Origin of the sequence: Rhizobium sp. X9 (assembly GCF_018873185.1) — a bacterium.
GTDB classification, from domain to species: domain Bacteria; phylum Pseudomonadota; class Alphaproteobacteria; order Rhizobiales; family Rhizobiaceae; genus Agrobacterium; species Agrobacterium oryzihabitans.
Genome location: NZ_CP071311.1, coordinates 2,648,026 through 2,669,845 on the forward strand (window position 1 = coordinate 2,648,026; position 21,820 = coordinate 2,669,845).

The 21,820-nt window shown below is 59.4% G+C and carries 23 protein-coding genes; 12 read left to right on the forward strand and 11 right to left on the reverse strand.

The features are described from left to right. Positions 1–15 precede the first annotated feature (15 nt). On the forward strand, positions 16–753 hold the full coding sequence (locus tag JZY08_RS12820; RefSeq protein WP_003492462.1) for a Bax inhibitor-1/YccA family protein: 738 nt from the start codon (positions 16–18) through the stop codon (positions 751–753). A 137-nt stretch (positions 754–890) separates the two neighbouring features. Here JZY08_RS12820 and JZY08_RS12825 read toward each other — a convergent pair whose 3' ends face one another. The 3 genes from JZY08_RS12825 to acnA all read right to left on the reverse strand — a co-directional run bounded on the left by JZY08_RS12825 (position 891) and on the right by acnA (position 5,314). After that, positions 891–1,283: a DUF2794 domain-containing protein gene (locus tag JZY08_RS12825; protein WP_003492464.1), complete on the reverse strand. Its 393-nt coding sequence runs from the start codon at positions 1,281–1,283 to the stop codon at positions 891–893. A 400-nt stretch (positions 1,284–1,683) separates the two neighbouring features. Then, the gene (locus JZY08_RS12830; RefSeq protein WP_216330352.1) at positions 1,684–2,424 is read right to left on the reverse strand and encodes a thioredoxin family protein; all 741 of its coding nucleotides are present in this window, start codon (positions 2,422–2,424) and stop codon (positions 1,684–1,686) included. A 196-nt stretch (positions 2,425–2,620) separates the two neighbouring features. Beyond that, positions 2,621–5,314 (reverse strand): aconitate hydratase AcnA, encoded by a 2,694-nt coding sequence (acnA, locus tag JZY08_RS12835; protein ID WP_035241209.1) that lies wholly within the window; start codon positions 5,312–5,314, stop codon positions 2,621–2,623. Between the two features lie 270 nt (positions 5,315–5,584). Between acnA and ccmA the strand changes: the two genes are divergently transcribed. The 5 genes from ccmA (at position 5,585) to JZY08_RS12860 (ending at position 8,703) form a co-directional block, all read left to right on the forward strand. Then, positions 5,585–6,226: a heme ABC exporter ATP-binding protein CcmA gene (gene ccmA / locus JZY08_RS12840; RefSeq protein ID WP_216330353.1), complete on the forward strand. Its 642-nt coding sequence runs from the start codon at positions 5,585–5,587 to the stop codon at positions 6,224–6,226. Between the two features lie 202 nt (positions 6,227–6,428). Further along, positions 6,429–7,088, forward strand: a complete 660-nt coding sequence (gene ccmB / locus JZY08_RS12845) for a heme exporter protein CcmB (protein ID WP_003492473.1) — start codon at positions 6,429–6,431, stop codon at positions 7,086–7,088. Between the two features lie 73 nt (positions 7,089–7,161). Further along, on the forward strand, positions 7,162–7,923 hold the full coding sequence (locus JZY08_RS12850) for a heme ABC transporter permease (protein ID WP_216330354.1): 762 nt from the start codon (positions 7,162–7,164) through the stop codon (positions 7,921–7,923). Positions 7,924–7,927: 4 nt separating this feature from the next. Beyond that, a complete protein-coding gene (ccmD, locus tag JZY08_RS12855) occupies positions 7,928–8,101 on the forward strand; it encodes a heme exporter protein CcmD (protein ID WP_035241213.1) in 174 nt (57 codons plus the stop codon). Further along, entirely contained in the window at positions 8,098–8,703 is a 606-nt protein-coding gene (locus JZY08_RS12860; RefSeq protein ID WP_216330355.1) for a DsbE family thiol:disulfide interchange protein, read from the forward strand. Before ccmD ends, JZY08_RS12860 begins: the two co-directional genes overlap by 4 nt. Before the next feature lie 18 nt (positions 8,704–8,721). Here JZY08_RS12860 and JZY08_RS12865 read toward each other — a convergent pair whose 3' ends face one another. From JZY08_RS12865 to JZY08_RS12895, 7 genes are all read right to left on the reverse strand, one after another. Then, complete coding sequence (locus tag JZY08_RS12865; protein WP_003492481.1) at positions 8,722–9,909, reverse strand: diguanylate cyclase; 1,188 nt, start codon at positions 9,907–9,909, stop codon at positions 8,722–8,724. A 121-nt stretch (positions 9,910–10,030) separates the two neighbouring features. Further along, a complete protein-coding gene (locus tag JZY08_RS12870) occupies positions 10,031–10,627 on the reverse strand; it encodes a DUF2585 domain-containing protein (RefSeq protein WP_216330356.1) in 597 nt (198 codons plus the stop codon). Then, a complete protein-coding gene (locus tag JZY08_RS12875) occupies positions 10,624–11,274 on the reverse strand; it encodes a septation protein A (RefSeq protein WP_003492484.1) in 651 nt (216 codons plus the stop codon). The genes JZY08_RS12870 and JZY08_RS12875 overlap by 4 nt, the downstream gene beginning before the upstream one ends. A 2-nt stretch (positions 11,275–11,276) precedes the next feature. Further along, a complete protein-coding gene (gene ftsY / locus JZY08_RS12880; protein ID WP_216330357.1) occupies positions 11,277–12,701 on the reverse strand; it encodes a signal recognition particle-docking protein FtsY in 1,425 nt (474 codons plus the stop codon). A 31-nt stretch (positions 12,702–12,732) separates the two neighbouring features. Further along, positions 12,733–14,007 (reverse strand): tRNA (N(6)-L-threonylcarbamoyladenosine(37)-C(2))-methylthiotransferase MtaB, encoded by a 1,275-nt coding sequence (mtaB, locus tag JZY08_RS12885; RefSeq protein WP_216330358.1) that lies wholly within the window; start codon positions 14,005–14,007, stop codon positions 12,733–12,735. Next, entirely contained in the window at positions 14,004–14,906 is a 903-nt protein-coding gene (gene dapF, locus JZY08_RS12890; RefSeq protein WP_216330359.1) for a diaminopimelate epimerase, read from the reverse strand. Before dapF ends, mtaB begins: the two co-directional genes overlap by 4 nt. A 121-nt stretch (positions 14,907–15,027) precedes the next feature. Then, positions 15,028–16,098 (reverse strand): MBL fold metallo-hydrolase, encoded by a 1,071-nt coding sequence (locus JZY08_RS12895; RefSeq protein ID WP_216330360.1) that lies wholly within the window; start codon positions 16,096–16,098, stop codon positions 15,028–15,030. Positions 16,099–16,425: 327 nt separating this feature from the next. Between JZY08_RS12895 and ffh the strand changes: the two genes are divergently transcribed. The 5 genes from ffh (at position 16,426) to trmD (ending at position 20,124) form a co-directional block, all read left to right on the forward strand. After that, positions 16,426–17,994 (forward strand): signal recognition particle protein, encoded by a 1,569-nt coding sequence (ffh, locus tag JZY08_RS12900; RefSeq protein WP_216330361.1) that lies wholly within the window; start codon positions 16,426–16,428, stop codon positions 17,992–17,994. Positions 17,995–18,005: 11 nt separating this feature from the next. Then, entirely contained in the window at positions 18,006–18,323 is a 318-nt protein-coding gene (locus tag JZY08_RS12905; RefSeq protein ID WP_082183136.1) for a chorismate mutase, read from the forward strand. A gap of 33 nt (positions 18,324–18,356) precedes the next feature. Beyond that, entirely contained in the window at positions 18,357–18,734 is a 378-nt protein-coding gene (gene rpsP, locus JZY08_RS12910; protein ID WP_003492498.1) for a 30S ribosomal protein S16, read from the forward strand. A gap of 120 nt (positions 18,735–18,854) precedes the next feature. Beyond that, a complete protein-coding gene (rimM, locus tag JZY08_RS12915) occupies positions 18,855–19,421 on the forward strand; it encodes a ribosome maturation factor RimM (protein ID WP_216330362.1) in 567 nt (188 codons plus the stop codon). A 4-nt stretch (positions 19,422–19,425) separates the two neighbouring features. Beyond that, positions 19,426–20,124, forward strand: a complete 699-nt coding sequence (gene trmD, locus JZY08_RS12920; RefSeq protein ID WP_003492502.1) for a tRNA (guanosine(37)-N1)-methyltransferase TrmD — start codon at positions 19,426–19,428, stop codon at positions 20,122–20,124. On the opposite strand, the gene JZY08_RS12925 is transcribed toward trmD, so the two are convergent. After that, positions 20,106–20,852 (reverse strand): sulfite exporter TauE/SafE family protein, encoded by a 747-nt coding sequence (locus JZY08_RS12925; RefSeq protein WP_137038339.1) that lies wholly within the window; start codon positions 20,850–20,852, stop codon positions 20,106–20,108. The genes trmD and JZY08_RS12925 overlap by 19 nt on opposite strands. 267 nt (positions 20,853–21,119) lie before the next feature. On the opposite strand from JZY08_RS12925, the gene rplS reads away from it, so the two are divergent. Then, positions 21,120–21,659, forward strand: coding sequence for a 50S ribosomal protein L19 (gene rplS / locus JZY08_RS12930; RefSeq protein ID WP_003492508.1), 540 nt, complete (start codon positions 21,120–21,122; stop codon positions 21,657–21,659). The last annotated feature ends 161 nt before the right edge of the window (positions 21,660–21,820 follow it).

Consider the following 21,820-nt stretch of genomic DNA (forward strand, 5'->3'; position numbering starts at 1 on the left):
TCAAAAGAGGAAACAATGGCTGACTTCAATAACTACCAGAACCGCATGGCGCAGACCCGTGCACAGACTGGTGCGATGATCGATGAAGGTCTTCGCGCCTATATGCTCAAGGTTTACAACCTGATGGCGCTGGCTCTGGTCATCACCGGCATTGCGGCGTTCGCTACCTTCACGCTCGCGACCACCAATCCGGCTTTCGCACAGTTGCTCTATGCGTCGCCGCTGCGCTGGGTCGTCATGCTCGCACCGCTCGGACTGGTGTTCTTCCTTAGCTTCCGTATCCAGAACATGAGCGTTTCCGCCGCCCAGATGACCTTCTGGGTCTATGCGGCGCTGATGGGTGTGTCTCTGTCCTCGATCTTTCTGGTCTATACCGGCCAGAGCGTCGTACAGACGTTCTTCGTGACCGCTGCCTCGTTCGGCGCGCTCTCGCTTTACGGTTACACGACGAAAAAAGACCTTTCAGGCATGGGTTCGTTCCTGATCATGGGTCTATTCGGCCTCATCATCGCATCCATCGTCAACATCTTCCTCGCCTCCTCTGCGCTGCAGTTCGCGATTTCCGCGATCGGCGTGCTGATCTTCGCAGGCCTCACCGCCTATGACACGCAGAAGATCAAGGAAATGTACTTCGATGGCGACGAAGTTGCCGTGGCTGGCCGCAAAGCCATCATGGGTGCGCTGACGCTTTATCTCGACTTCATCAACCTGTTCATGTTCCTTCTGCAGTTCATGGGCAACCGTGACAAGTAAGGGTAGGAACCCGACTGGCAAACATGCGAAAGGCGGCCCATCGGCCGCCTTTTTATTTACCTGCAATCGAAACCTGACGGCCTCCGAATTCTCTTGTCCTCAACCGGCGGCAAGTACGCACCCCGCCGGTCTGAAGCTCACTCGATGAGCTTCAAGACCTTGTCGAAAACCTTGAGAACCTGCGGAAGCTCATGACCTCGTTTGAGAATGCGGCCGTCCGTATTGACCACGCTATAGGCCCCCTGTTTCGTTGCCAGCTTGGGGTTTTTCTCAATCCTGTAGAGCGGCATTTCGCCGGAGCGCTTGAAGACCGAAAATACCGCCTTTTCCCGCAAGTGGTCGATGGCATAATCGCGCCACTCGCCCTCTCCCACCATCCGGCCATAGATGCGCAGGATCGCATCCAGCTCGCGCCGGTGAAAGGTGACCGGCAAAGGGTCCTTGTTCTTCTTGTATTCACGGAGATCGATAACGGTGGAATTGTCGCGTGAAGCAGTCTGCACCTGCTGCACATCCGGTTGATCGGTCATCCAATACCTCCGATTCCACCCAAATCATCCACTTAATGTGAGCCCGTGACGGCGAAATTGCAAGCCTCGCCCGCGCCGTAAGACACAGCATCGGCAATGATCCGAAGGCATTTTACAATCTTGGAACGACACCAAAATCGAGAGGCGACTACATAAAATGGCTCCCACCAAAGCCACCAGGGAGGCTGCCTGCCGCAAAAGCAGGGGTAAAAAATGGTAACCATTTAGGCAGCCATTTTAGCATGGCCTGCCGTATTTCGGTCAAACCATGGCCCGAATTGGGTGGAATAGTCCTATTGTCAATTGATGCCTAGGCACCAAGATGACCCGGTCCGGTGCATTGACCCTTTACCCCCAGCCCCCAATGCCCGGACCGGATCTTCCATCGCCCGACAGGCGATTAGGGGGTTTCATTTCCCAAAAGAATGCTCGCGCCGACGATAGCCGCCGGATCGCCGCTGGCATTAGCCGTCTGCAGCAGGACGGCGCAGCCACCCTTTTTCACCTTTGCAACGACACTCGCCGGAAGTTTCACTGTCATCGGCGAACCATCCCACATGCCGACGGTCTGCACATCATAGACGCTGTGCCAGTAGGACATTTTTTTTCCCTGGTTTTCGCCCTTCTGCACATCCACCGTCTGCTCGCGCGTGAAATAGGCAACCACGACATCGGCCTTGCCGTTGCCGGCGCCAATATCGATCTCCACCTCGTCCCCGGCAAATTTTGACGAGACCGGCACGTTCAGCCCCTGCCCCTCGCGCTTGAATGCATCAAGCCGGTCATAAATGCCGCGAACATCGGCACCCTTGACATGATCGCGACCGTTCAGAATGGCCTGCGGCGTATAGACACCGTTGCGGCCAAGCGCGCGCATATAGCCATATTGCCGTTCGGTATTTTCCTTCGATGCAAGCGAATCCGCCCAGCCGAGATAATTCCAGTAGTCGACATGATAAGAGAGACCGACGACATCGCCCTTCTGGATCATCTTGCGCAAAGCCTCGTCCGCCGGCGGGCAAGACGAGCATCCCTGCGATGTGAACAATTCAACGACGCCCTTCACTGCCTCCTGCGCATGCGCGGATGTGACGAGGAACGTGCCGAGAAGACATATCGACAGGGGGAATTTCAGTGGCATTACAAAAACCTTTGTCCGGCAAGATATCCAGACGAATTGATGCGATCAATCCCGCCGGGATGCAAACCGGAAAATAACGTCTATTCCCCCTCAATAGAAAGTCACGAAGGGGTGAGCGGCAATCACAAAAAAACAGACGAAGAAACAGGAAAGACGCCGGGATTTCTCGCGGCGCCTTTTATTGGTCTATGCTTGATCAGGCAGCCAGATCGCGAAGAACGGTCTGCAGAATGCCGCCATTGTTCATGTAGATCACTTCGTCCAGCGTATCGATGCGGCAAAGAAGCGGAACTTCCTTAACCGAACCGTCGCTGTAGGTGATCTTGGCGATCTTCTTTTCACGCGGCTTGATCTCACCTTCGAGACCGTCGATCTCGACGATTTCGTCCCCCTTCAGATCAAGGCTTGCCCAGGTCGTGCCTTCCTCGAAAACGAAGGGAACGACACCCATGCCCACGAGGTTCGAACGGTGAATACGCTCAAAGGACTGTGCGATCACGGCCTTGACGCCGAGCAGGTTGGTGCCCTTCGCCGCCCAGTCACGGGAAGAACCGTTGCCATATTCGACACCGGCGAAGATGACGAGCGGAACGCCCTCCGCCTTGTATTTCATGGCAGCGTCGTAGATCGACATCTCTTCCTTGGACGGATAGTGGATGGTGTAGCCACCTTCCTTGCCGTTCGGGCCGAGCATGTGGTTGCGGATGCGGATATTGGCGAAGGTGCCGCGCATCATCACTTCATGATTGCCACGACGCGTGCCGTACTGGTTGAAGTCGGCAACGGCCACACCATTCTCCGTCAGATAGGCGCCGGCCGGCGAAGCGGCCTTGATCGAACCGGCCGGAGAAATGTGGTCGGTGGTGATCTTGTCGCCAAAGAGACCAAGAACGCGCGCGCCCTTGATATTCTTGAGGCCGGAACCGGTCTTGCCCATGCCCACGAAATAAGGCGGGTTCTGAACATAGGTCGACTTGTCGTCCCAGGCATATGTCTGGCCCGGGGGAACCTGAACGGCCTGCCAGTTCGCGTCACCCTTGAAGACATCAGCGTACTTCGATTCGTAAAGTTCGCGGGTGACGTATTTCAGGATGAATTCCTGGATTTCCTGCGAGGTCGGCCAGATATCCTTGAGATAGACCGGATTGCCGTTCTGATCGTCGCCGATTGGCTCCTTCGTCAGGTCCTTCTGGACCGTGCCGGCAAGCGCATAGGCCACGACGAGCGGCGGAGAGGCCAGATAGTTCGCCTGAACGTCCGGCGAAATACGGCCCTCGAAGTTGCGGTTGCCCGAAAGAACGCCAGCCGTGATCAGACCCTTGTCGTTGATCGTCTTGGAGATCGGCGCCGGCAGCGGGCCGGAGTTGCCGATGCAGGTCGTGCAGCCGAAACCGACGAGGTTGAAGCCGATGGTGTCGAGGTCCTTCTGCAGACCGGACTTGTCGAGATATTCGGCAACCACTTGGCTTCCCGGCGCGAGCGAGGTTTTCACCCACGGCTTGGACTTCAGCCCCTTGGCAACGGCGTTGCGGGCGAGAAGGCCGGCAGCGATGAGAACCGAGGGGTTGGAAGTGTTGGTGCAGGAGGTGATGGCGGCAATCGCCACATCGCCATGGCCGAGATCGAACTCCTCGCCCTCAACCGCATAGCGGCTGTGGAGCTGGCCGGGCTTCTTGTAGTCGTTTTCGAGAGCCGTCGCGAAATTCGGCGCAATGGTTTCGAGCGGCAGGCGGCCTTCCGGACGCTTCGGGCCGGCCATGGAGGGCACGACATCGCCGAGGTCGAGTTCCAGCGTATCAGTGAAAACGAGGTCCGAACCGTCGCCGGTGCGCCACATGTCCTGCGCCTTCGAATAGGCTTCGACGAGCGCAATACGGTCCTTGGTGCGACCGGACATGGTCAGATAGTTGATGGTCTCGCCGTCAACCGGGAAGAAGCCGCAGGTCGCGCCATATTCCGGACCCATGTTGCCGATGGTGGCGCGGTCGGCCAGCGTCATCGAATCAAGGCCGGGGCCGAAGAATTCGACGAATTTGGAAACCACGCCCTTCTTGCGCAGCATCTGCACGACGGTCAGCACGAGGTCGGTCGCGGTCACGCCCTCCTTCACCTTGCCCGTCAGTTTGAAGCCGATGACCTCAGGCAGAAGCATGGAGACCGGCTGACCGAGCATCGCCGCTTCAGCCTCGATACCGCCAACGCCCCAGCCGAGAACGCCGAGACCATTGATCATCGTGGTATGCGAATCCGTGCCAACGCAGGTATCCGGGTAAGCAATCGTTTCGCCATCCTCTTCCTTCGTCCAGACGGTCTGGCCGAGATATTCGAGGTTGACCTGGTGACAGATACCCGTACCGGGCGGCACCACGCGAAAATTCTTGAATGCCTGCTGGCCCCACTTCAGGAAGCGGTAACGCTCACCATTGCGCTCATATTCGAGCTCTACGTTGCGGGCAAACGCAGTCGGTGTGCCGAATTCGTCAACGATGACCGAGTGGTCGATGACGAGATCGACGGGGACGAGCGGATTGATTTTTTCCGGGTCGCCGCCAAGCGACACCATGGCGTCGCGCATGGCTGCAAGATCGACTACGGCTGGAACACCGGTGAAGTCCTGCATCAGAACGCGGGCGGGGCGATAAGCGATTTCGGTTTCGGTCAGGCCCTTGTTGTTGAGCCATTCGGCAACGGCCAGAATATGCTGCTTGGTGACGGACTGGCCGTCCTCGAAACGAAGCAGATTTTCGAGCAGCACCTTCATGGAATAGGGCAGCCTGGATACGCCCTTGAGGCCATTTGCCTCAGCCTTGGGAAGGCTGAAATAGACGTATTCCTTACCATCCACGGTAAGGACGGAACGACAATTGAAACTGTCGAGTGATTTGGGCATGGATAAAACCCCGCTTACTCTGATAGCCAACACGTGCGTGCGGACACCTATGCACTCATGCACATCAGGATGCGGGTACGACCATTTCCGCTGTCCGCACGTGAAAGTTACTCCTCGTAACATTCAGGTCCGGCGCAAGATGATGTTCACGCCGGCCGCTGGCGTGGTTGACACCCATATAGATAATTTCGGAGAAACGTGCCAGACCATTCAGGAAATCAAATCGATTTTTTTGTGCGACACGATGAAAATCTTATACGGAAACGCGGCATGGATTTGACGGCGGAAAATCTTGGCGTGCGGCGCGGTGAAGATTTCATATTCATGAATGTTTCCTTCAAGTTAAGCGACGGCGACGCACTGGTCCTGACGGGCCGAAACGGCTCGGGAAAATCGACGCTTCTGCGTACCGTGGCCGGTCTTTTGCGCCCCGAACAGGGGCGCATAAAGATAGCCGGCAAAGGGATAGAAATGGACATGCGGCCATCGGAGGCCTGTCACTATCTCGGCCATCGCAATGCGATGAAAACGGAGCTGACCGTTTGGGAAAATCTCAGATTCTGGAAAGACTTCCTCGGCGATTTTTCCGGTGGGGCGGGTGTGGAGATCGATGAGGCGGCGGAAATCGTCGGCCTTGCCGGCATCACCCATCTGCCCTTCGGTTATCTTTCCGCCGGCCAGCAACGGCGTTTTGCCATGGCGAAGCTTTTGATTGCATGGCGGCCGGTGTGGATTCTCGACGAGCCGACCGCGGCGCTCGACAAGGCGGCTGACGGGATGTTTACCGGTCTGGTCCAGAGCCACTTGGGGAGAGGCGGCATCGTCCTGGCTGCTACCCATCAGCCTTTGGGACTGGAGAATGCTCGTGAATTGCAGATGACGGGGTTTGCGGGTGTGGAGGCTTGGGCATGATGGGTAGGCGCGCGGGACATACCCCCCTCTGCCCTGCCGGGCATCTCCCCCTCAAGGGGGGAGATCGATCTGCGGCGAGGTTTCGCCCATCTCGAAGTTTGCGGATGGAGTGGCGAAAGTGCCTCCTGCCGATCTCCCCCCTTGAGGGGGAGATGCCCGGCAGGGCAGAGGGGGGTCACGCCGCGAACACGAGGGCACCCCGATGACCGCCCTTTTCCTCCGTGACATCAAACTCTCCATCCGTGCCGGCGGTGGCGCGCTGATCGGCGTATTGTTCTTCATGACCGTGGTTGCCGTCATCCCCTTCGGCGTCGGACCCGATCTCAATCTGCTTGCCCGCATCGGCCCTGCCATCGTCTGGATAGGCGCACTTCTGTCCGCCCTTCTCGGCCTAGACCGGCTTTTTCAGGCGGAACGGGATGACGGCTCCCTCGACCTCATTCTCATGCAGGAAAACCCGCTGGTCCTGACCGTGCTCGTCAAATGCCTGGCGCATTGGGTCGCAACCGGCCTGCCGCTGGTGCTTGCTTCGCCGTTGCTCGGCCTTTTCATGAATATGGATGAAGTGGCGATCGGCGCGGTGATGCTGACCCTTCTCGTCGGCTCACCCGCCATTACCTTCATCGGGGCTGTGGGCGCCGCCGTCGCCGTGGCATTGCCGCGTGGCGGTCTGCTGGTCTCCATTCTCGTCCTGCCGCTTGCCATTCCGGTCCTGATCTTCGGCGTCAGCGCCTCCTATGCGGCGGTGCAGGACCCGGCGCCCTTTATGCCGCCATTCCTCATTCTCTGCGCGATCACATTATTTTCAGCCGTAACCGGTCCTTTCTTTGCCGCTTTGGCGTTGCGCAATGTTATGGATTGATGAAACCGGCCAGACGATCCCGGATTGACAGGGATCAATTGCGGGATGGCCATTCTCGGGTTACACAAACGGCATGAACGAGCAGACTTTCGCCATCACCAAATTCAGCGATCTCGCCAATCCCACGCGGTTTCTGGCGCTTGCCGCACGCATTCTGCCCTGGCTCGTTGTTCTGACAGCGCTGGTGCTGGCCATAGGCCTTTATCTGTCCTTTACGACCGAGGGCGATTATCAGCAGGGTTACACCGTGCGCATCATGTATGTGCATGTCCCCTCGGCGTGGCTGGCCATGATGTGTTATACGGTCATGGCCGTCTCGGCCATTGGCACCCTCGTCTGGCGTCATCCGCTGGCGGATGTTAGCCACAAGGCCGCCGCCCCCATCGGGGCCGCCTTCACGCTGATTGCGCTGGTCACCGGCTCCCTCTGGGGCAAGCCCATGTGGGGAACCTGGTGGGTGTGGGATGCGCGGCTGACCTCCGTTTTCGTGCTTTTCCTGATGTATCTGGGGCTGATCGCGCTCAACCGTGCCATGGACGACCCCTCCAGAGCCGCCCGTGTCAGCGCCGTGCTGATCCTTGTCGGTTTCGTGAATATTCCCATCATCAAGTTTTCGGTCGAGTGGTGGAACACGCTGCACCAGCCGGCAAGCGTCATCCGCATGGGCGGTTCCGCCATTGATGCGGAATTTCTCTGGCCGCTTCTGACCATGGCGATCGGCTTCACGCTGCTGTTCTTCACATTGCACATCGCTGCCATGCGCAATGAAATCTGGCGCCGGCGCGTGGCTGCGCAACGGCGCCTTGCCGCCCGCATGGCAAACCGGGAGGGCTGAGGTGATGACGCACGCCTTTTATATCGGCATGTCCTATGCGGCGACCGGCCTTGTCGTTCTCTGTCTCATCGCCTGGGTCGTTTTAGACGGTCAGGCGCGTAAACGGGAACTGAAAGCATTGGAAGCATCCGGCGTTCGCCGCAGGACGAAAGCCGGTTCTGCGGGTGACGCGCCATGACGCAGGCCGGCCAGGACCAGAATACAAAGGCCAAAGCCACCGGCCGCGCACGATATGCGCTGGCGCTGCTGCCGCTTCTGCTTTTCGGCGGCTTTGCCCTCGTCGCCGGCAAGATGCTCTATGATCAGGACGTGAACGGGCTGGATATCAGCGCCATTCCCTCGGCTCTCATCGGCACCAAAGCGCCGAGTTTGTCGCTGCCGCCGCTGGAGGGCTCCAACCTGCCGGCGCTCACCGATGCCGCCATCAAGGGCAAGCTGACTCTGGTCAACGTCTTTGCTTCCTGGTGCATTCCCTGCCGTCAGGAGCACCCGCTGCTTCAGGAACTGGCCAAAGACAGCCGCATCACCGTTGTCGGCATCAATTACAAGGACAAGCAGGACAACGCGCTGCGCTTCCTCGGCGAACTCGGCAATCCCTTCGCTGCGATAGGCGTCGATCCAAACGGCAAGGCCGCGATCGACTGGGGTGTCTATGGCATTCCCGAAAGCTATCTGGTCGGCGCGGACGGCACGATCCTTTACAAAAAGGTCGGCCCATTCGATGCCCGCAGCGTCGAACGCGACCTGCTGCCGGCCATTGCTGCCGCCGCCGGAAAATAACACCCGGGTCGAAAAACCTCACACTTTGGAAACTACCCTGAGCGACGGGACCTCAGCGGTCGCGGGAAGACGTATGCCCTCCAGCACGACCTGATCGCGACCGCCACGTTTTGCGGCATAGAGACTGTCATCGGCACGCTTGATGGCATCGTGAATGGAATGATCTCCTCTCGCGACGGCCGAGACGCCAAAGCTTGCGGTGATCTGTGTCGCCACGCCGCGGTTGCGCCAATCGAGCGACGAGAGGCCAAGTCGCATGCCATTGGCGAGCTGTCCGGCCAAGGCAGCGGTCTGGCCGGGCAGGAAGACCACGAATTCCTCACCGCCGAAACGGGCCACCAGCGCATCTTCAGGCGCATTTCGCCTGAGAAGATCGGCAAGGCCGATGAGAACGATATCTCCCGCAGCATGACCGTAGACATCGTTGATGCGCTTGAAATGGTCTATGTCGCAGGCAATGACGGCACCATCCGGCGTATCATTGCGAAAATCGGGCACGCGCCGGTCGAAGCCGCGGCGGTTCAGCACATCCGTCAGCGGATCGTGCTCCGCCGCATGCAGGTGCCGGTCAACGGTAACGGAAATCTGGCTCGCAAGCACGGAAAGCGCAAGAAGGAAGCCGAATATGCTCGCGGCAAGCTGCATGTAGAAAGCATAATCGGATTCGAAGAATTCGCTGAGTTCGATCATCGAGCCGTTCGGCGTCATCACCAGCAACATGCCGATGCGCACCAGCGTCTCCAGCACCACGAGCGACGCGATCGCCACCATCAGCCTGTCGGCAAGCGCCAAAGGCCGCCTCCGCACGATCCAGACCGGGATGGCGAGCAGCAGGGCGCAGACAAGATCGCCGATGACCAGCTCACGTTTCAGATCCGGTGTGACGAAGACATGGAACGAGACCAACAGAACCGCCGCAGCTACGATGGACAGTCGCGCCGTCGTATAAAGCGGCCGTCCGAAATGGGTGAGCAGCGCGTGGCCGTAGAGAAAAAACGCAGAAAAGAACAACAGGTTCGAGACGATCGCCTGAACTTCGAACGGCAAACCGCCAAGCACCAGGGGTGCGGCAAAACCAAAGGCCGCCGAAAGATATCCCAAACCCCAATATCGCGCCGAAGCGTGGCCGATCCTCTGCAGGAACAGGAACACCACACCGAATGTCAGCATGATGAAGGGGAGAAGATAGGCGAAATTATCTTGCACAGTGTTCTGCCGGACGGAAAGACGAGCCTTTGAGCCCGGACACTACCGCAATGCCCTTAAGAAAACTTGCATATGGCGCGGGGTTTTCGTGCCTTTCCGCCGCATGCCCCGGCAGATATGTTCACATTTGCGGGAGCGCGTTCTGCCATTCCTTGATCGCCTCGACGGGCCAGACGAGCATGACCACGTTCAGCGTCAGATTATCGCGGATCAGCCATCCGGTGAAGATTTCGAAGAAGATGGCGATCACCACCGTCAGCCACACCGGCATGCGGGCTGCGAAAAGGAAACCCAGCGCCATGAAAACCGTGTCCATCGCCGAGTTCAATATGCTGTCGCCGGTGTAACCCAGCGCCATGGTCGCCGTACGGTAACGATCAATGATGATAGGCGAGTTTTCGAGGATTTCCCATGCCGCTTCCACCAGAACAGCAAGCGAAAGCCGCATGGAAAGCGGCTTGTTGCGGAACAGCAGCCAGGCGAACCAGTAGAATAGGAAGCCATGGATGATATGCGACGGCGTATACCAGTCAGCCAGATGCTGGGAATTGCCCGGCGTGTTCACGCCCGGTTCGAACAGCTTCACGTAACCGCATTCGCAAATGGGAATGCGGCCCATGAAATAAAGGATGACGATCTGCAGGAGAAGTAGCCCGGCGGCCACGCCGAACCATTTGAGCGAACGCGAACGGGAAGCCGGCATCTCCGCAACTGTCATTTTTCGTCCTTGCCGAGAGGCTCGACAGAATGGCGCATGACGAGCGGCATCTGCGCCATGGTGAAGATGATGGTGATCGGCATCGTGCCCCACACCTTGAAGGCGACCCAGGTGTCGGTGGAGAACATGCGCCAGACCACCTCGTTCAACACCGCGAGGAAGAGGAAAAATACACCCCAGCGCAGGGTCAGCTTGCGCCAGCCCTCATCGTTCAGCTTGAAGGCGGAATTGAAGACATAACCCAGCAGAGACTGGCCGAAGAACAGGCCGCCAAGCAGGATGACACCGAACAGGGCGTTGACGATGGTCGGCTTCATCTTGATGAAAGTATCGTTCTGCAACCAGAGCGTCAGCGCACCGAACACGAAAACCACGATGCCTGATATCAGCGGCATGATCGGCAGTTTCCGCGTCAGCACCCATGAAACCGAAAGCGCGAGCGCCGTTGCGATCATGAACAGGCCGGTGGCGATGAAGATCGGCCCACCGAACTCCGTCAGCACGGGGAAAGTCGACGCCAACCACTCGCCGCGGGAGTTGGCGAAAAAGAACACCATAAGCGGGCCAAGCTCGAGCACGAATTTCAGGAGCGGGCTGATTTCCGCCACCATCTTTTCGCTTTCCTTGGAATTGCTTTCGATATCCATACTCAAACTCCCGCAATGGCCTTGGCGAAATCTTCCGCCTCGAAGGGCTCCAGATCGTCCACACCTTCACCCACACCGATGAAATAAACCGGCAGCTTGTGTTTGGCGGCGATGGCAACGAGGATACCGCCCCGCGCCGTGCCATCCAATTTTGTCATAATCAGGCCCGAAACACCCGCAACATTGCGGAATATTTCCACCTGGTTCAGGGCGTTCTGCCCGGTCGTCGCATCCAGCGTCTGCAGCACGGTGTGCGGCGCATCCGGATCGAGCTTGCCGAGCACCCGCACGATCTTTTCCAGCTCCGCCATCAGTTCCGTCTTGTTCTGGAGGCGGCCGGCCGTGTCGATGATGAGTACATCGCTTTTTTGCGCCCGCGCCTGCTCGTAAGCATCATAAGCCAGGCCAGAGGCATCCGCACCCAGCTTGGTGCCAATGAATTGCGAGCCGGTCCGGTCGGCCCAGATCTTGAGCTGCTCGATTGCAGCAGCTCGAAACGTGTCGCCAGCCGCGAGCATGACCTTGAGGCCGGAGCCCGAAAGCTTGGCGGCAAGCTTGCCGATCGTCGTCGTCTTGCCCGTACCGTTCACGCCGACGACAAGAATGACATGCGGCTTGTGCGAAAGATCCAGTTCCAGCGGTTTGGCGACGGGCTTCAGGACCTTGGTGATCTCGCCGGCCATGATGCGCGCCACATCCTCGCCGCTCACATCCTTGCCATAACGTTCGGACGACAGGGCGCCGGTGATGCGCATGGCGGTCTCGACACCCAGATCCGACTGGATCAGAAGGTCTTCCAGTTCATCAAGCGTATCCTCGTCCAGCTTGCGCTTGGTGAACAGCGCCGAAATCTGCGTGGTCAGTTGCGATGATGTGCGGGCAAGCCCGGCCCTCAGACGCTGAAACCAGCTGAGCTTCGGCTCCGGCGCAGCGATAACAGGCTCTTCACGCTCACTTGCCGATGAAAAGCCCTTCGGTAAAGCCTGTGGCACGGCGGGTGGTTCGACGGCATCTATGGACTCGGCCTCATCCAGCAGCGCATCCATCGCATCCGCATGAAGCACGGCATCCACAACGTCCGGCGAAGGTTCTACCTGTTCTTCGGCCGCGGCTTCCGCCTGCAACAGCGACAACGGCACGATACCCATATCGCCGGAAAGCTCGGCGCCGGGCAGCAGCGGCGCATCCTCATCCTCTTCGGAAAGGACAACATCCGCCGTCTCGTCCGGAGCCGGTCCGCCGGCCGTCTCCATCTCCAGTTCCGAAACCGGATCCACATCGACAGGGTTATGCGCTTCGGCCTCGCTCAACGCTTCTTCGAAAGAGGCGTTTTCCTTGCCGTGTTCGGGCGCGGAATCCTCGTGCGGCCTGTCGTCGGCCTTATCCTTGCCGAACGAGAAGACTTTTTTGATGAAGCCGAGGGCCATGGTTGTTCCCGTGTCTTAATCTCGTACCGCTTCAGGCCGCATCCGCCGCCAGAAGCTTCATGTTCAGATGTTTGCCGTTGTGGCCGGTAATCGCAACCTGCGCAAGAGTGCGCGGGGCAAGATGCGGTGCCTCCACCAGCGTGAAATTGTCGGTATGCGCAAAACCGTTGTTTTCAACGAGGATCGTCTGCACCGAGCCGACCATGTTTTGCAGATGCGCGAGCCTCAGCGCCTCGCCGCGCTCGCGAAGCCTCGCGGCCCGCTCCTTCACCAAGGCGCGGTCAAGCTGCGGCATGCGTGCAGCAGGCGTGCCGGCGCGCGGGCTATAGGGAAACACATGCAGGCTGGAAATGCCGCATTCTTCCGCAAGCGTCGCAGCATTTTCAAACATCTCTTCCGTCTCGGTCGGAAAACCGGCGATCATATCCGCGCCAAAGACGATATCCGGCCGGAGCGACCGCACCTCGTGACAGAAACGAATGGCATCAGCCCTAGAATGACGGCGTTTCATGCGTTTCAGGATCATGTCGTCGCCATGCTGGAGGGAGAGGTGCAGATGCGGCATGAAACGCGGCTCACCGGCAATAAGATCCATCAGATGGTGGTCGGCCTCGATACTGTCGATGGAGGAAAGCCGCAGCCGCAGGATGTCCGGCACCTGCTTGAGCAACGTCTTCGCGAGGTAACCAAGGGAAGGCTCGCCCGGCAGGTCCGCGCCATAGCTCGTGGCGTCCACCCCGGTCAGAACGATCTCGCAATAGCGGCTTTCCGTCAGCCTGCGCGCCTGATCCACCACGGCACCCATCGGCACGGAGCGGGAATTGCCGCGCCCATAAGGAATGATGCAGAAGGTGCAGCGATGGTCACAGCCGTTCTGCACCTGAATGAAGGCGCGCACATGCCCGTCTATGTGCTTGACCATCTGCGGCGCGGTCGCCTTGATGCTCATGATATCGTTGACGCGCAGCTTTTCTTCCGCCGAAACGCCGAAATCCGGCAGCGCGCGATAGGAGGCGCTTTTCAGCTTTTCCTCATTGCCCAGCACCGCATCCACCTCGGGCATTTCGGCGAAGGTCTGTTTTTCCGTCTGGGCGGCACAGCCGGTAACGATGATGCGCGCATGCGGATTGTCGCGCCGCGCCCGGCGAATGGCCTGGCGGGCCTGTCGCACCGCCTCACCCGTCACCGCACAGGTATTGACCAGCACGGCATTGTTGAGCCCGGCCTTTTCGGCTTCCGCCCGCATCACTTCCGATTCGTAGGTGTTGAGACGGCAGCCGAAGGTTATGACCTCGACGCCGCTCATATGGCCCCCTGTTCGGCCGCGACATCCCGCGACCAGACGCCGGTGACGGGATCGACAACGCCGGACCATTCCCATTCGGCCGGGCCGGTCATGATGACGTGGTTGTCCTCGCGCCAGTCGATGGTCAGCGGCACACGTACGGGGCTGGAGGCGACATCGATGGTGACCTTCTTAGCTGTGCGACCGGTGCGCGCGGCGGAAACGGCGGCAGCGCAGGCGGCGGAACCGCAGGCAAGTGTCAGCCCCGCGCCGCGCTCCCAGGTGCGCGTGCGAAGCGCGCTGTCGGAAATCACCTGCGCCAGCGTGATATTGGCCTTTTCCGGGAACATCGGGTGGTTTTCGAGAAGCGGTCCGAACCGTTCCAGATCAAAACTCATCGGGTCGCGATCCACCCAGAAAATCGCATGCGGGTTGCCCATCGACATGACGGCGGGCGAATGCAGGATAGGCGCATCGATCGGCCCGATCTGCAACTCGATGCGGCTCGTATCGTGGAATTCTTCGGAAAGCGGAATGTCGCTCCAGCGGAAACGCGGCAGGCCCATGTCGACGGAAATCATGCCGTCCTCATGCTCGACGGCGTTGAGGATGCCCGCCACCGTCTGGAAGGTAAAGCTGGTCTTGCCGGTTTCCGAGGAAAGCGCCTGCACCACGCAGCGCGTGCCGTTGCCGCAGGCCTGCGCCTTCGTGCCATCGCAATTGAGGATATCGATGAAGGCATCGGTGCCGCCGATACGGGGATCGTGGATTGCCATGATCTGGTCGAACTGGGTGGTGGGATCGGCGTTGAGCGCAATGGCTGCGGCGGGCGTCACCATGTCCTTGCGGCCGCGCATGTCGACAACGAGGATCTTGTTGCCAAGCCCGTTCATCTTCGCAAATTCGACCGTATCCGCCATCGCCTTGAACCTGAATTATCTGAAAACCGGATTATACACGGGCTTTGCCTCGCGCTTTCGCCCTATATGGCGGAAAGGACGGCAAATTACCAGACTGTTGCGGCGCAAACCGGTGAGCCGCTCAGGCGGCAGGCACGTCGAAAACCTCGCCGGGGCGCATCGGCCGGAAACGGCTCTCCTCTACCTCCTGCCCGACAAGTGCTGTCTTGAGCGCCGCAAGCGGTGCATCCACCGCTTCATCGGTAAGCTGCACCGTGCCCCAATGGTGGCCGCAGACATGCGCAGCACCGCAGATCTTCATGCCTTCCACGGCTTCCGCCGGGTTCTGGTGCTGGCCCTTCATGAACCAGCGCGGCTCATAGGCGCCGAAAGGCAGGTTGGCGAGACGGAAATCGCCGTGCTTCTTGCGCGCGGCGTGATAATTGAGGCCCTCGTGAAAACCCGTATCGCCGATATGGTAGATCTTGCCGCCAGGCGTTTCGATGACGAAGGCCGCCCAGAGCGCCATGCGCCGGTCGTTGAGACCCCGCGCGGACCAATGGTGGCAGGGTTCGAAATGAATTTTGACCGAACCGGTCTCCACGACATCGCCCCAGTCCCCCACCTTGATACGCGCCGCCTCGACGCCCGTACGGATGATTGCGTCATTGCCGAGCGGCGTGACGAAAAGCGGTTTGTGCGCCACATGCAGCCGCTTCAGCGTTTCCATATCTAGATGGTCGTAGTGATTATGCGTCACCAGCACCAGATCGATGGGCGGCAAATCCTCGAAGCGGATACCGGGCGCATTGACGCGTTTGGGACCGACAAAACTGAACGGGCTGGTACGCTGCGACCATACCGGATCGATGAGGATATTCAGCCCCGCCGTCTGGATGAGAAAGGAGGCGTGACCGACAAAGGTCACGCGAATATCTTTTCCGTCGATCCGCGGTTCTGGCTTCGCGAAAGGAAAGGGGCTCGGATAATCTTCCGGCCATGTTGCGCGCTCGCCGTTGAAGCGCCATTTGAGCAGGCCCATGAAATTGCCGGGCGGCGAACCGCCGGGGTTGAAGAAGCGCACCCCGTCGAAATGATCGGAGATCGGGCCACTATAATAGGCGCTGGCGTTCGAACGGCGGGCAAACAGCCCACCGCCCGCCACAGCGAGCAATCCAAGAGTTGAAAAACGAAAGAAGTTTCGACGGTTCATGCTAAAGGTATAGGGAGCGGAATGGTGCCGTTCAAGCGGCGCCAATCGCGGCTTGCAGCCGATCACGCAAAGATGAAATGCGTGGCCGCGCGGCTGAAAACCGGCACCGCCTTGACTTTTCCCGCACTTTCCTGTTTATCCCCGCCAATCAGCTGGTAGTTTCACGACTCCAAGCCGCCGACCGGGACCCGCAAAGGTATAAAGAGATCCCGGAGGTCAACACCCGACAGCGCGATGCGCCCTCGGGTGCTTTTTGGCTTTGCGTCTTGTTTTTGCCAGCGAAAGCACCGACGTTTCGGAGACCCCGGAACGAAGAAGGAAGAAACGATGTTTGAAAACCTCCAGGACCGCCTTGGTTCCATTCTGAATGGACTGACCGGCCGTGGCGCGCTGACGGAAGCCGATGTTGCCGCCGCCCTGCGCGAGGTTCGCCGTGCGCTTCTGGAAGCGGACGTTGCGCTGGAAGTCGTGCGTTCCTTCACCGACAGGGTGCGTGAAAAGGCTGTTGGTGCCGCCGTCCTGAAGTCCATCAAGCCTGGCCAGATGGTCGTCAAGATCGTGCATGACGAACTTGTCGAAATGCTCGGCACCGAAGGCGTCTCGATCGACCTGCATGCGGCCGCCCCGGTCGTCATCATGATGGTCGGTCTGCAGGGTTCTGGTAAAACAACCACGACGGGCAAGATCGCCAAGCGCCTGACGGACCGCGAGAAGAAGAAGGTGCTGATGGCATCTCTCGACACGCGCCGTCCCGCCGCCCAGGAACAGCTTCGCCAGCTCGGCGTCCAGACCGGCGTCGACACGCTGCCGATCATCGCCGGCCAGTCGCCGACCGATATCGCCGCACGCGCCGTGCAGGCTGCAAAACTCGGCGGCCATGACGTCGTCATTCTCGACACCGCCGGCCGCACCCATATCGACGAACCCTTGATGCTGGAAATGGCCGACATCAAGAAGAAGTCCAACCCGCATGAAATCCTGCTGGTCGCGGATTCGCTGACCGGTCAGGACGCCGTCAATCTCGCGCGCAATTTCGATGAGCGCGTCGGCATCACCGGTCTCGTGCTGACCCGTATGGATGGCGATGGACGCGGCGGCGCGGCCCTCTCCATGCGCGCCGTTACCGGCAAGCCAATCAAGCTGATCGGTATCGGCGAGCGCATGAACGAACTCGACGAGTTCCATCCGCGCCGTATCGCCGACCGTATTCTCGGCATGGGTGACATCGTCTCGCTGGTCGAAAAGGCCGCCGAAAACATCGATGCGGAAAAAGCCCGCGCCATGGCCGAGAAAATGGCCAAGGGCAAGTTCGACCTCAACGATCTGGCCGACCAGCTTCGCCAGATGCAAAAGATGGGCGGCATGGGCGGCATCATGGGGCTGATGCCCGGCATGGCCGGCATGAAGGACAAGATGGCTTCGGCCGGCATGAACGACAAGATGTTCGACCGCCAGATCGCCATCATCTCCTCCATGACCAAGGCGGAACGCGCCAATCCCGACATTCTGAAGCACAGCCGCAAGAAGCGCATCGCCGCCGGTTCCGGCACGGATGCCGCCGAAATCAACAAGCTTCTGAAGATGCATCGCGGCATGGCCGACATGATGAAGGCCATGGGCGGCAAGGGCAAAGGCGGCATCATGAAGCAGATGATGGGCGGCCTTGCCGGCAAGATGGGCCTCGGTGGCCTTGGTGGCGGCATGCCTGATCTGTCGAACATCGATCCGAAGCAGCTTGAAGCGCTCCAGAAGCAGGCTGAAGCCGCCGGTCTCGGCAAGCCGGGCGCAATGCCCGGTCTTGGTGGTCTGCCGGGCGGATTGCCGGGTCTGGGTGGCGCCAAGCTGCCCGGTCTTGGCGGCATGCCGGGCCTGCCCGGCTTTCCGAAAAAGAAGTGAGGGGGACACCGGTGAACAATACAGAAGTGAAAACCCAGCTTTCCGAATACCGCCAGTCGATCGACAATATCGATGCCGCACTGGTCCATATTCTTGCCGAACGTTTCCGCTGTACCAAGGCGGTGGGCGTGCTGAAGGCAAAGTACAATTTGCCGCCGGCCGACCCGGCGCGCGAGGAATACCAGATCGAACGCCTTCGCCATCTGGCGAAGGATGCCAATCTGGACCCGGATTTCGCCGAGAAGTTCTTGAACTTCATCATCAAGGAAGTCATCCGGCATCATGAAGCAATCGCCGCCGAACATGGCGGCACCGAAAAGACCGCCTGAACGGCGGACAAGCCATCCTAAGGAGTAAATAAAATGGCACTTAAAATTCGTCTCGCACGCGGTGGTTCCAAGAAGCGCCCGTATTACCAGATCGTCGTTGCTGACGCCCGTTCGCCCCGCGACGGCCGTTTCCTCGAGAAGGTCGGTTCCTGGAACCCGATGCTCGCCAAGGACAACCCGCAGCGCGTTGAGCTGAAGGCTGACCTCATCAAGGAATGGATCGCCAAGGGCGCACAGCCGACCGACCGCGTTCTGCGCTTCCTCGCAGAGGCCGGCCTTGCCGAGCGCGCCGCTCGCAGCAACCCGGAAAAGGCACTGCCGGGCAAGCGCGCCCTGGAACGCGTCGCAGAAAAGAAGCAGAAGGCTGAAGATGCAGCCGCTGCTGCTGCGGAAGCCTCTGCCGCAGAATAATCTGCGCGGAATCTTTTGAAGAACGGGTGGCGTGGTTTTCCATGCCGCCCGTTTTTTGTTTATTTTGGCGTCAACAAACCTTAAAGCTGACGCAACCAACACCAGAAGACGGACGGCCCGATGGCAAAGCTGGAAAACCCGGTACTCATGGCAAAGATCGGCGGCGCGCAGGGTCTGCGCGGCGAAGTCCGTGTCAGCACCTATACGGCCGATCCGATGGCGCTCGGCGAATACGGCAATCTGGTCACCGCCGATGGCCGTATCTTCGAAATTCTGGAGGTTCGCGAGGGCAAGAATGTGGTCGTCGTCCGTTTCAGGGGCGTCAACGATCGCAATGCGGCGGAAAGCCTGAACGGTCTGGAACTGTTCATCGACCGCGACAACCTTCCCGACGACGAACTTGATGACGACGAGTTTTATTATGCCGATCTCGAAGGGCTGGAAGCCGTCGATGCCGAAGGCAAAAGTTATGGCGCCGTCAGCGCCGTTTACGATTTCGGCGCGGGTGACCTGCTGGAACTCAAAGGCGCTGGCCGCCGACCCGCGCTCATTCCGTTTTCCGAATCTGCCGTGCTTGAAATCGATCTGGAAGGCGGCCGTATTCTCATCGATCCCATGGCTGCCGGCCTGATCGACAATCCGGACGACAAAGACGAAACCGGCGGATCGCCGTTCGGCAAGAAATAAAACCATGACGTTCAAGGCTACCGTTCTCACGCTCTACCCGGAAATGTTTCCGGGGCACCTGGGATATTCGCTGGCGGGCAAGGCGCTGGAGCGCGAGCAATGGTCGCTTGAGGCCGTGCAGATCCGCGAATTCGCCACCGACAGGCACAGAAGCGTCGACGACACCCCGGCAGGCGGTGGCGCCGGCATGGTGCTGAAACCCGACATTCTCGCAGCCGCCATCGACCATGTTTCCAATGGCGATACCCGACCGCGCCTGCTGATGAGCCCGCGCGGCAAGCCACTGTCGCAGGACCGTGTGCGCGAACTGGCGGCGGGCGACGGCGCGATCATCGTGTGCGGACGCTTCGAAGGTGTCGACCAGCGGGTCATAGAGGCACGCGGGCTGGAGGAAGTGTCGATCGGCGACTACATCCTCTCCGGCGGTGAACCTGCGGCGTTGACGCTTCTGGACGCCATCGTCCGCATTCTGCCGGGCGTGATGGGCAACGATCTGTCCGGTGTTCATGAAAGCTTCGAAGGCGGGCTTCTGGAGCACCCGCATTATACCCGGCCACAGGTCTGGGAAGGCCGTGACATTCCTGCCGTTCTAACCTCCGGCAACCATGCCGTCATCGACAAATGGCGGCACGAGCAGGCGCTGGCGCTGACGAAGGAAAGACGGCCAGATCTTCTCAAAAAAGCTCAGGTCGAAACGAAGTAATAGACCGTCAATATCAGCCCGACCGCGATCACCAGCCAGCGGATGATCCATTGCGGCACCCGCCTTGCCGTGTGCACGCCCGCATATCCGCCAAGTGCAGCCGCCGGGAACATGATGAAAGCCGCCCACCAGGAAACGACGCCGCCACTGACGAAGATCGTAATCGCGATGACGGCGATCACCACCGACAGGAGGTTCTTCAGCGCGTTCAGATGATGGTAGCTGCCGCCCGAGGTCATTCCGAGGATGGCCAGCATCATGATGCCCATTCCTGCCCCGAAAAAACCGCCATAGATGGAGGCGAGCCCCTGAAAGACGAGGCTCGGCAGATTACCAGGTGACCGTTCCGCACTGGCCTTGGGCCGCAGCCATGGGCCGGCAGCGAAAACGACGGTCGCCGCCAGAAGCAGCCAAGGCACCAGCTGGCGGAAGGAGGGATTGTCAAGCGAGAGCAGAAGCAGCGACCCTGCCAGCCCGCCGACGACGGAAACCGCAGACAGGAGGATCGCTTCACGCCAATGCGCACGGATTTCCGGACCGTAGGCGATCACCGACGTGATGTAGCCCGGAAACTGCACGATCGCCGACGTGGCGTTGGCGACGATGGGCGGCAGGCCGGCAAGCGTCATCGCTCCGAAGGTCAGGAAGGTGCCGCCACCGGCAATCGCATTGACGACGCCCGACAGGAAACCGGTCGCAAACAGCATGAGAACGATGAAAACTGACATGGCCCCTCCCAAGGTATTCATGCCATAGCCGGAGGAATGCGCCTTCGCAACCACCCGAGTGCGACGCAGAATTGATAAAATATTGTCATGAAAGGGATGACAAATGGCGCTGCCTCGTGTATGTGCCCGCGTGGAATTGGGGTTTTCCCCTTTAACCGTAATCAAAGAATGGCGAACCCGCTCCTTCCGCAAGGCATGGTCCGAAGGCATTGACCAACGGACGAACGTTGAGCGCTCTGGCTGTTTCAGAAGAAATCAGAGGTTAACATGACCAACATCATTCAGCAGCTGGAAGCCGAACAGGCTGCCAAGATCGAAGCAAAGCGTACCCTGCCTGAGTTTTCTCCGGGCGACACGCTGCGCGTCAACGTTCGCGTGACGGAAGGTAACCGTACCCGCGTTCAGGCCTACGAAGGCGTTTGCATTGCCCGTTCCGGCGGTGGCCTTTCCGAAAGCTTCACCGTTCGCAAGATCTCCTACGGCGAAGGCGTCGAGCGCGTATTCCCGATCTACTCCCCGCTGGTCGAAGGCGTTGAGATCGTTCGCCGCGGTAAGGTTCGCCGCGCGAAGCTCTACTACCTGCGCGACCGTCGCGGCAAGGCTGCCCGTATCGTTGAAAACACCGGTACCCGCGCCCGCAAGCTGAACGAGTCCGAGCGTCAGGCCGTTGCCGAAGAAAAGGCACGTCTGGAAGCTGAAAAGGTAGCAGCAGCACAGGCTCTCGCCGCCGAGAAGGCAGCAGCCGAAGCAGCAGAAGCCAAGGCAGCGGAAGAAGCAGCGAAGGCTGCGGAAACTGCAGCGGAATAAGATTTCCATTTAGATGGATTGACGAAAAGGCGGTCTTCGGGCCGCCTTTTTTGTTGCGCAAAAATATCAGGGAGATCCGAAACGCGGCGCAGCGGGACCGGCCTTTTTCGCGTCCACGCCCTTCAAAATACATCGACCGGCCGAGTTCAAAAAGCATATTG